This window comes from Pontiella sp., assembly GCF_041622395.1.
Taxonomy (GTDB): domain Bacteria; phylum Verrucomicrobiota; class Kiritimatiellia; order Kiritimatiellales; family Pontiellaceae; genus Pontiella.
Map to the genome: position 1 here is coordinate 1 of NZ_JBFJYW010000126.1, position 10,254 is coordinate 10,254.

Below are 10,254 nucleotides of genomic sequence, written 5' to 3' on the forward strand. Positions count from 1 at the left end.
GCCAGTCCCAGATCGAGCTGGGCCAGGTGTCCGAAGCCGTCACCGCCTATCTTTCGGCCATCGAGCGCTTCGGCGACGATCCGTCCAAGCAGGGGGTCGACAAGATCATGCTGGAGTTGGTCAAAGTGGCCGATTTCCACCTTTCCGACGAAGATCGCGAAGGGCTGGCCCTCAAGATCAAACTTCAGCTCACCAGCGTCGATCCGCGGATGAAAGTGCTCCGTTTGCGCCTGCGGATCTCCCAGGCCATGTTGCTGGGCGACGAGGCAACGGAGGCCCTCGGCGCCGAGTTGCTCGATTCCAAACTGGAGCTCGAGCTCGCGTCCCCGGCCGCGCTGGCGTTGATGTGCGATGCGGCGGTCGCCACGGGCAATACGGGCGAGATGCAGCGCATTTCCGACTATTTCATCGAGAACTTCGAGGATTCGGACCTGCTGTGGCATGGCTACCGCGCCCGTACCTTCAAATACCTGGCCGAGCAGGACTACACGGCTGTCCTTCGCACGATCGATGCGGCGCAGGGCATGTTCGGTGCCGAACCGCATATGGGCTGGGCGCAGCTCACCAAAGCCGATACCGAATTCAAGATGGGCGATTTTACGGCCGCTTTCGATTCCTATAACACCTGCATGAGCGTCAGCGAATGGCGCGGACCAATTCAGGCCGAAGCCATGTTCGGCATGGGGAACTGCAAAGTGGCGATCGAGAAGTTCGATGAGGCGCACTCGTTCTATCAGCGCACCTACCTGCTCTTCAAAAGCTATGCCGATGGCGACTGGGCCGCAAAGGGCTACCTCGCCGCCGCCGACTGTTTGATCAAGCTGGGCCGGGAGGCCGATGCGGTCAACACGCTTAAAGCCATGCTTGAAGACGAATATGTCAACACCAACCCGCTTGCGGAAAAGGTCCGCGAACAGCTCAAGAAACTGGGGGTACAGTAATGAACAAGCCGATTTTTACCGTTGTGCTTGCGGGCCTGCTTGTTGCGGCCGCATCCGTCGACGCCGCCTCGCTCAAGTGCAAACTCATCATGCCCGGCGACAAGTCGTGGGAAGGGTCGATCGTCGGTCGCGATGGCGACTGGATCGAGTTCTCGACCGGCGCGTCGCCCCGGCCGATCCGGGTGGGCGCTTCCACCATCAAGGAGCTGGAGTTCGAGGTAGAGGTCGATCTGGAACGGCTCAACATCCTCAACCGCGAGCGCGAATACGAAAACATTATTTCGGTACTCGAACGCATGCTGGCCCCGTTTGCGGAGTATGACGACATCCCCTCGAACCTGACGCCTTACAAATCCTCGCTGATGGAGACCTACTATAAGATCAAAAACTACGACATGACGCTGGGGATTGCCGCCAAGCTCGCCAAGGATGACCGTAATCCCGAATTGCAGGAACGCAGTCGCGTCTACCAAGCCTTGGCGCTGATCGATGCCGGCCGAGCCGAAGAGGCGCAGGCCGTCATGAGCAAATATGGCTGGGACCAGAATTTGGGCGAAGATGCCCCGCCCGAAAAGCTGTACATCATGGCCAAGTTGCTGGCGTTGAAGAAGGACTATTCCTCCGCCATGGAACTGGTGGCGAAAATCATCGCGTTCAACAGCCAGAATCCCGAATGGATGCAACCGGCCGAGTTTTTCTGCGCGGAAATCTATACCGAACTCGGCATGTATGATTCGGCCGAAGAGGTGATCCGCCAGATTTCGCTGCTGTATAAGGACACCAACGAGGACGATATGGCGCAGAAGCTCAAGCTCAAGATTGAAAAGCTGCGGGCCGAGAAGGAATTGCAGGAATCTTTGGAAACAACGGAAGAAGCTTAAACCGACTAGGAATGAAGGAGTAATAGAATGACGAAAAAAATTATCAAACTGGCGTTTTGCCTGAGTCTGGTGGCCGCGCCGATCGCGTTCGCACAGGAAGCCACCGAAGCCGCCGCCGCGGCACCGGCGCCAAGCGTACAGAAAACCACTTTGTGGATGATGATCAAACAGGGCGGTTGGGCCATGTGGCCGCTGGGGCTGATGTCCGTCGGCATGGTTTATTTCATCGTGCAGAACGGTCTCGCCACGCGCGAAAAGGTGCTGTTGCGCCCGGACCTGATCCCGGAATTCATCCAGTTGATGAAGGATAAGAAGATCGTTGAAGCCCACAGCCTCTGCAAAGAGAACCAAACGCTGTTCACCTACGTTTTCCAGGCGGGTCTCGAGCGTTGCTCCACCACCCGCGAAATCAACTTTTCCAAGGTGAAGGAAGGGATCGAGGAAGCGTCCACCGAGGAAATCACCTCCTACATGAAGCCGATCGACTATCTTTCGATCATCGGTGCCACCGCCCCGATGCTCGGGCTGCTCGGTACGGTATCCGGTATGATCAAGGCCTTCCAGACCATCGGTTCGCAGGGCATGGGTAAACCCGAAGCCCTCGCCGGTAACATTGGTGAGGCCCTCGTGACCACCGCAACCGGCCTGCTGATCGCGATTCCGTCGATGCTGGCCTACTACTACTTCCGCAACAGTTTCATCAAGACCACTGCAACGCTTGGCCGTAACATTGGTGGATTGCTCGATACGCTCGAAACCGGCGAACTTCCGCTGGGCTTCGGCGAGTCAGCCGAGTAGTTTCCGCGGCTTGGTAGCCATTGTTTTGTAACCCTCCAACGCGAGGTGTGGAATGAAAATTAAGTCGCCAGCCAGAGATGACGTGTCAATCGACATGGGGCCGATGATCGACCTTGTGTTCTTGTTGCTCATTTTCTTCATGGTTGCTTCGGTCGTGACGGAACTCGAAAAGGTGGAGGTTGAGATTCCTCAATCCTCCCACGCCAAGGTTCCGGAGGACATGAAGGGCAGAATGATGCTCTCGATCGACTCGGAAAACCAAGTCTACTATGGCACCTTGCCCGTGACCATGGAAGAACTGAAGCCGATGATTGAGGCGGAGCTGAACCTCAATCCCGAACTGAGAATCCTGATTCGCGCCGACTATCGGGTCGAATACAAGACCTGCAAGGATCTGATGATCGCTTGCGGGTCCGTAGGCGCGACGGACCTCATCTATGCAACCTTCGAGGAATAAAAGATGAAACTTATTGAAGAAATGATGAACAAGAAGGCTGAGCTGGAAATCGCTCCGCTTATCGATGTGGTGTTTCTGCTACTCATCTACTTCATGGTGACGGCCTCCTTGGTTAAAAAAGAAGCGGATCTCTCCTTCATGCTTCCGGCCAAGGTGGAAACCACCGAGCCGCTTCAGTTGCCCATCGAGGTGCTGATCGAGGTTTCCGAAGATGGCGTCATTCTCGTCGAAGGCATGATGTTCGGCAAGGATGAGGACAACCTCGACGACCTGATTGGCCAGTTGCTTTCGCTCAAGGAAGCGGCCGACTCGTCGGGGAGTGACCTGATCGTCAACATTCTTCCGGACGATAAGGCCCTGCATGGACGGATTATCAAGGTGATGGACGCCTGTGCGGCGGCCAACGTGAAGAACATGTCGTTCAGCATGACCATGTAGTTGGATGGATCGAGGGGCCGGGAAATGCGGCGCCTCGTTGCCTATCAGACGCCAAGGGGTTTCCTTGGCGTTTTTTTACGTATGGCGGTACCGTGTGGCCTGCCCCTGTTCCGGGAGGATTCCGGAAAATGGAAAGGCAAACGATTTGTTTGTCAGGATCTTGCGGGTTGAGTACAGTTTCGACCTGTTTTGGATTGAAAGGACGATACTATGAAACGGTTTTTCCCTGGTTTGATGATGGCCGCCTTCTTGGCGGTTAGTGGCGCGAATGCCGCCGATGAAATTGCTTTTGTGGACCTGCAGGAAGTCTTCAAGCGCTTCTATAAGACCGAATTGGCGCAGGACCAGATCCGTCAGCAGGCGGACGATATCAAGATGGAGCGCGAGGAGATCGAGGCCGAGGTCAAGGTCATGAAGGAAGAGATCGAGGTGCTCCGCTCCGACTCGCGCGACTCCACGTTGAGTGCGGAGGTCCGCCAGAACAAGCGCGACCAGCTCGAGGAAAAGCTGGTGGACCTTCAGAAAAAAGAGAAGGACATGGCCGATTTCGAGAAACTCCGCATGCAGCAGATGGAGCAACAGAACACGCGCATGACCAAAAAGCTGTTCGATGAAATCCACGAAGCGATCATCGGTCTCGCCAAGGCCGAAGGCTACGATGCCGTGGTCGACCGCTCCGCGCAGAGCCGGATCGGGACCGATACGGTTCTCTATTCCGTGCCGCGCCTCGACATCACGGCGCAGGTTCTGGCGGTGTTGAACGAAGGCCGCGAAAAGACCCAGGTCGATCAGCCGCAGTTCGAGGTCGAGAAGAAAGAAGGGGAATAGGATGAAGCTGGCGGATATTGCAGAGCAGTTGGGCGGCTTGCTGGAGGGCGATGGCGATCTGGAGATCCGGTCGGTGGCCGGGCTCAAGGAGGCCGGCTCCGGGGATCTTAGCTTCCTGGCCAATCCGAAATATGCGGCGCAAGTCGCAACAACCAAAGCATCGGCCGTCATTGTTCCGCTGGATTGGGATCGCGAGGTCGCCTGCGCGCTGGTTCGCTGCGGCAACTCCGACCATGCGTTTGCGCAGGCGGCGGAGCTCTTCTACGAGCCCGTTCCCGTTCCGCCGGCCGGAGTGCATCCTTCGGCGGTCGTAGACGAATCGGCGCAGTTGGGCGAGGGGGTTTCGATCGGTCCGAACTGCACGGTGGAGGCTGGCGTGGTGATTGGCGCCAACACGGTGCTTCAAGCCAATTGCGTGGTGGCCTACAAGTCGGTCATCGGCGCGGATTGCATGCTGTATCCGCTCGTTTCCGTTCGCGAGTTTTGCCGGATCGGCGATCGGGTCATCGTGCACAACGGGACCGTAATCGGTTCCGACGGTTTTGGCTATGCCGTCCAAGTGGACGGATCGCGCACCAAGATTCCGCAGATCGGCATCGTCGTCATCGAGGACGACGTGGAAATCGGCGCCAATGTGGCGATCGACCGGGCGCGTTTCGGCAAGACCCGGATCGGCAAAGGAACCAAGATCGATAACCTGGTCCAGGTGGCCCACAACGTCGTGATCGGCGAGCATGCGGTCATGTGCGGCCAATCGGGCATCTCGGGCAGCACCACGGTCGGCGCCCGCGTCATCATGGCCGGACAGTCGGGGTTGGCCGGTCATCTCGAGGTGGGCGACGGGGCGATCGTCGGCGCGCAGGCCGGCGTGATGAAGGATATCCCGGCAAAAGATTTCGTTATCGGTTCGCCCGCGATGAGCCATATGCAAACCAAGAAGATGATTGCCAACATGGTGACGCTGCCCAAATTGAAAGAGAAGGTGCGGCAGCTTGAGGCCGATGTTGCAACACTCAAGCGGGGGTAGTTTTCGATCAATTATCCGGTTTTTGCGCCATATTTGTCCGAGCATCGCGCGCCGGAGTACAAAAATGCATCGAATGCGCCGGCGGGTTGGTTTCGGAAATATTTGTAACCATCTTGTTTGGACGGGGATAGGTTTCGAGGGTTTGCTTGGTACACTACATGCTATAGCCGAACCGTTTCGTATCGTAACGATAATAATGTAAAACTGACGTTTTCGAGTTTCGGAAGCCCGGTTTCGTTTACAGTAGGGTGCATTGCCGCCGGCTTGCCGGGGGCGATTAATTATTAAGGAGATAAAATGAAGAAAACCATCGAAGGATTCGGCGAACTCGTATTTGGCCTGCCGGTCATGGAAGCCCGTCTGTCGGCTCCGACTTTCGCCTCGTTGAAAAACACTATCGATTCCGGTTCCGCGCTGGATCCGAGCATCGCCGACGAAGTCGCCGAAGCGATGAAGGAATGGGCGATGGAAAAGGGCGCGACCCACTACACGCACTGGTTCCAGCCGCTCACCGGTTCCACCGCCGAAAAGCACGACTCTTTTATCTTTCCCGATTTCAAAGGCGGCGTGGTCACCGGTTTTGCCGGCAGCGAGCTGATCCAAGGCGAGCCGGACGCATCGTCCTTCCCGTCCGGCGGCCTGCGCGCCACCTTCGAAGCCCGCGGTTACACCGGTTGGGATCCGACCAGCCCGGCCTTCATCAAGTATGATTCCGTCGGCGCGGCCACCCTCTGCATCCCGACCGTCTTCTGCGGTTACCATGGCGAAGCCCTGGACAAAAAGACCCCGCTGCTGCGCTCCATGAAGGCGCTTTCCGACCAGACCGTACGTCTGGGCAAACTCTTCGGCGTCGACTGCGGCGATGCAATGGCCAAAGCCACGCTCGGTTCCGAGCAGGAATACTTCCTGATCGACCTCGATCTGGTTTCCGAACGCCCCGACATCCTCCGCACCGGCCGCACGCTCTTCGGTAAGGGCGCCACCAAGCACCAGCAGCTCGACGACCACTACTTCGGTGCCATCAAGCCGCGCGTCGCCGCCTTCATGGCCGAACTCGACGCCGTGCTCTGGCAGTATGGTGTTCCGGCAAAAACCCGCCACAACGAAGTTTGCCCGGCACAGTTCGAGATCGCTCCGGTCTTCGAAACCCTCAACCTCGCCGTCGACCACAACATGATCACCATGGACGTGCTGAAGGTGACCGCCGAGAAGCATGGCTTCGCCTGCTTGCTCCACGAAAAACCCTTCGCGGCCGTCAACGGTTCCGGCAAGCACAACAACTGGGCCATCATGGGCCCGGATGGAAAGAACTGGCTGAAGCCGGGCGACAACCCGCACGAAAACGCCAAGTTCATGACCATCGTGGTTGCCCTGCTCAAGGCCGTCGACACCCACGCCGACCTGCTTCGCGCTTCGGTGGCCACGGCCGGCAACGACCATCGCCTCGGCGCCAACGAAGCTCCTCCCGCAGTGGTTTCCGTGTTCCTCGGCGAACAGCTGACCGATATCGTTGAGCAGATCGAAGCTGGCGGTGCCAAGAACTCCAAGGACGGCGGCTACATCCACCTGGGGGTTGACCTGCTTCCGAAGTTGCCCCGTGGCAACACCGACCGCAACCGGACCTCCCCGTTCGCGTTCGTCGGCAACCGTTTCGAGTTCCGCGCCGTGGGTTCCAACCAAAGCCCGGCCGGCGCCAACGTCGTGCTCAACACCATTGTGGCCGAAGCCTTCGATTATGTCTGCACGCAGATCGAAGCCGGTCTGGAAAAGGGCGGCGAGTTCAACGCGGTTCTGCAGGATGTCCTCGCTTCCATCATCAAGGAACACAAGCGCATCCTGTTCAACGGCGACGGCTACACCGACGAATGGCTGGAAGAAGCGGCCAAGCGCGGCCTGCCCAACCTCGTCACCACCGCCGACGCGCTGCCGATGCTCCAGACGCAGAAGGCCAAGGACCTCTTCGCGAAATATAACGTCCTGACCAACGAAGAGTTGGAGTCCCGCTTCAACATCTACGAGGAAACCTACGAGACCATCATCAACATCGAAGCCAACACCGCGGCGGATATCGCCAAAACGATGCTGGTTCCGGCTGCCGTGATGGCGATCAACGAATACTCCTCCGTTCCGGCGGTTGCGGGGATCACCGCCGAAATGTCCAGTTTGCTCGAAGCCACCATTGCGGGGATCGCCAAGCTGGAAGCGGCGGAAGGCACCGTTGCCAAGATTGCGGCCATGGGCGAGCTCCGCGCATCGGTCGATGCCCTCGAGGCACTCGTTCCTTCCGATCTGTGGCCGCTGCCGAGCTACTCCGAACTGCTCCTCGTCTAATCGACCCGGACAGATCCACGAAAGGCCCCGCTTGCGCGGGGCCTTTTTTTTGTTCGAGGCCCCGATCCCGTTGGCGGGATGGCTTTCGCGCTTCGGCAACCCCGGGCCGGGGCGATCTCTCTTTCGTTCTGCTTGCATAGTTCCCCGCGCCTGTGTCTTACTCCGCCGCATTATGCAAAACGGCGAAAAACAATTCATTCACGGCATCTTCCTTTCCGAGTTGGAGGACTGGCTGGTGCGGGCGGGCGAGAAAAAGTTCCGCGCAAAGCAGATCTGGCAATGGCTCTACCACCACGAGGCGCAGGATTGGGACGAAATGAAAAACATTCCCAAAAGCCTGCGCGAGCAATTGGCGGACGCCTTCGTGTTCCGGGCGCTCGAAAAGGTCGAGGTGCAGGAATCCAACACGGGTACGCGCAAGATCCTCAGCCGCTTGATCGATGGCGAGCTGATCGAGGAGGTGCTCATTCCCGCGCCCGACCGCCGCACGGTATGCGTATCGAGCCAAGTGGGTTGCATGTTCGGTTGTGCGTTTTGCGCCAGTGGCCAGTTGGGCGTAAAACGCAATCTGAAGGCCGGGGAAATCGTGGGCGAGGCCCTGGCCGCGCAACGTGAATATGGCGACCGCATCACCAATCTGGTGTTCATGGGCATCGGCGAGCCGTTCGACAATTACGACGAGGTCATGCGCGCCGTACGCATCCTGAACGATCCCGACGGGTTTTGCCTGGGGGCGCGGCGCATCACGATAAGTACTTGCGGCGTGGTTCCGGGCATCCAGCGGCTGGAGGAGGAGGGGTTGCAGGTCGAGCTCTCCGTTTCCCTGCACGCGCCTTCGAACCATGTGCGCGACGCGCTGATGCCCGTCAATGTCTCCTGGTCGCTCGATGAGCTGATGGAGACCTGCCGCCAATATACGAAGAACACCAAGCGCATCATCACCTTCGAGTACACCATGATCCGCGACGTGAACGACACCGACGAACATTGCCGCGAGCTGATCGGCTTGCTCTCCACGTTCCCGTGCCGCGTCAACCTCATCCCGCTCAGCGAGATCGAGGAATACGAAGGAAAAACCTCCCGGCGCGAAACCGTCGAGTCGTTTATCCGGCAGCTGGAACGCGCCGGCATCAATACGACCGTCCGCTGGTCGAAGGGCGTCGATGTCAACGCCGCCTGCGGCCAGCTTCGAAGCAAATCGCTGGGCAAGAGCCTGCGGGATAGCTGATTGGGGCCGGGAGGTGCCGTCCAGGCTCGGGGCCTCCGGCAATCGATCGAACCACGCTTTGATTTCTGCCGGCGAATGCGCTAGGCTTTGCGCCAGGTTATGAAACGACTTTTCCATAGGGTGCCGGTGCTGGTGTGCATGCTCGTTTGCTTCGGGTGTGCAACCACCGACCATCCCGAAGGAGTATCCTACAAGGTCGTCATCCAAGGCGCGGACGATCGGGGCGTCAAAAAGGCGATCAAGGAGACGGCCACCACGATCATGATGCGCCACCGCCCGCCCTCGACCATCGGGCAACTGCGCCGCCGCATGGAAAAGGATCTTCCCCGCATCAAGGCCATTCTCGAGTCGCGAGGCTTCTACGACGCCCAAGTGGCGCTGGAGCTGGATGCGGAGCAGACTCCCCCGCGCGTCTATATCCGCGTCGAGCAGGGCGAACAATACCGGTTCCGCGATGTGCAACTGCGCTTTGCCGGCGAGCCGGACGAGCAACTCCAGGAAATCAAGCCGATGATCCGCCGCCACAACCGCGCGGTGGCGGCCACGGTTTTTGCGGAACAGCAACGCATTCTCGATTTGATGAAGCGCCGGGGCTATCCCTTTCCCCAACTCGACCGCCGGAAGCTCAACGTGGATCGGGAACTCAAGACGGTCGATCTCGAACTCGTCTTCGATCCGGGGGAAATGGCCTATTTCGGCCCGATGGTGGTCGTTGGGTTGGAGCGTCTGAAGCCGTCCTACATCGAACGCCAGATTCCCTGGAGCGAGGGGCGCCGCTACGACTCGCAGCTGGTCCGGGATTTCCAGAACCGTCTGCTGGGAAGCGGATTGTTCGGTACGGCGCAGGTGGCGCCGATGGAGTCGGCCGCCGAAACCAATGCCCTCCCGATCAGCGTGACGGTGAAGGAGCGCGACCAAAAGACGATCCGGCTGGGCGTGAACTATTCCGATGTCGGCCCCGGGGCGAGCATCTACTGGGAGCACCGCAGTCTTTTCGGCGGCGGCGACCGGTTTGAGACCTCGGTCGGGTGGAACCCGGTCGAGACCGAGGCGGAGGCTCAGCTGACGCGTCCGGGCTTCCTGGCCGCCAACCAATCGCTGGTGCTCAATCTCGCCGCCACGATTGAGACGCCGGACGCCTACGACGCGAACCAGACCCGTCTGGGCGGCCTGCTGTTGCGCGATTTGACGTCGAAAATCCAGGCCGGCGGCGGTCTGGGCTTCAAGTATTCCCGGGTGGATCAACTCGGGAGTTCCGATCGGCATGCCTTCGTGCTTTTCCCGGCGCTGGGCATTATCGACTATCGCGACGATCGCCTCAATCC

At 58.9% G+C, this 10,254-nt stretch carries 10 protein-coding genes; all 10 read left to right on the top strand.

What is annotated here, in order from left to right; all coding sequences use genetic code 11:
- Positions 1 to 941: tol-pal system YbgF family protein (locus ABYO54_RS08765; RefSeq protein WP_372807872.1), on the top strand; the 941-nt coding region annotated here is incomplete at its 5' end.
- Positions 941 to 1,822: a tetratricopeptide repeat protein gene (locus ABYO54_RS08770; protein ID WP_372807873.1), complete on the top strand. Its 882-nt coding sequence runs from the start codon at positions 941 to 943 to the stop codon at positions 1,820 to 1,822. The genes ABYO54_RS08765 and ABYO54_RS08770, both read left to right, overlap by 1 nt.
- Before the next feature lie 27 nt (positions 1,823 to 1,849).
- Positions 1,850 to 2,620 carry a MotA/TolQ/ExbB proton channel family protein gene (locus ABYO54_RS08775; RefSeq protein ID WP_372807874.1) on the top strand — a complete coding sequence of 257 codons (771 nt, stop codon included), beginning with the start codon at positions 1,850 to 1,852 and terminating at the stop codon, positions 2,618 to 2,620.
- A 52-nt stretch (positions 2,621 to 2,672) separates the two neighbouring features.
- Positions 2,673 to 3,077: an ExbD/TolR family protein gene (locus ABYO54_RS08780; RefSeq protein WP_372807875.1), complete on the top strand. Its 405-nt coding sequence runs from the start codon at positions 2,673 to 2,675 to the stop codon at positions 3,075 to 3,077.
- A gap of 3 nt (positions 3,078 to 3,080) precedes the next feature.
- Complete coding sequence (locus tag ABYO54_RS08785; protein ID WP_372807876.1) at positions 3,081 to 3,515, top strand: ExbD/TolR family protein; 435 nt, start codon at positions 3,081 to 3,083, stop codon at positions 3,513 to 3,515.
- Positions 3,516 to 3,725: 210 nt separating this feature from the next.
- Entirely contained in the window at positions 3,726 to 4,343 is a 618-nt protein-coding gene (locus ABYO54_RS08790) for an OmpH family outer membrane protein (RefSeq protein WP_372807877.1), read from the top strand.
- Position 4,344: 1 nt separating this feature from the next.
- Positions 4,345 to 5,370 carry a UDP-3-O-(3-hydroxymyristoyl)glucosamine N-acyltransferase gene (lpxD, locus tag ABYO54_RS08795; protein WP_372807878.1) on the top strand — a complete coding sequence of 342 codons (1,026 nt, stop codon included), beginning with the start codon at positions 4,345 to 4,347 and terminating at the stop codon, positions 5,368 to 5,370.
- A gap of 297 nt (positions 5,371 to 5,667) precedes the next feature.
- A complete protein-coding gene (locus ABYO54_RS08800; RefSeq protein WP_372807879.1) occupies positions 5,668 to 7,701 on the top strand; it encodes a glutamine synthetase III in 2,034 nt (677 codons plus the stop codon).
- Between the two features lie 172 nt (positions 7,702 to 7,873).
- The gene (gene rlmN / locus ABYO54_RS08805) at positions 7,874 to 8,929 is read left to right on the top strand and encodes a 23S rRNA (adenine(2503)-C(2))-methyltransferase RlmN (RefSeq protein ID WP_372807880.1); all 1,056 of its coding nucleotides are present in this window, start codon (positions 7,874 to 7,876) and stop codon (positions 8,927 to 8,929) included.
- A gap of 99 nt (positions 8,930 to 9,028) precedes the next feature.
- Positions 9,029 to 10,254 (top strand): autotransporter assembly complex family protein (locus ABYO54_RS08810; RefSeq protein ID WP_372807881.1); only part of this gene is annotated, 1,226 nt, incomplete at its 3' end.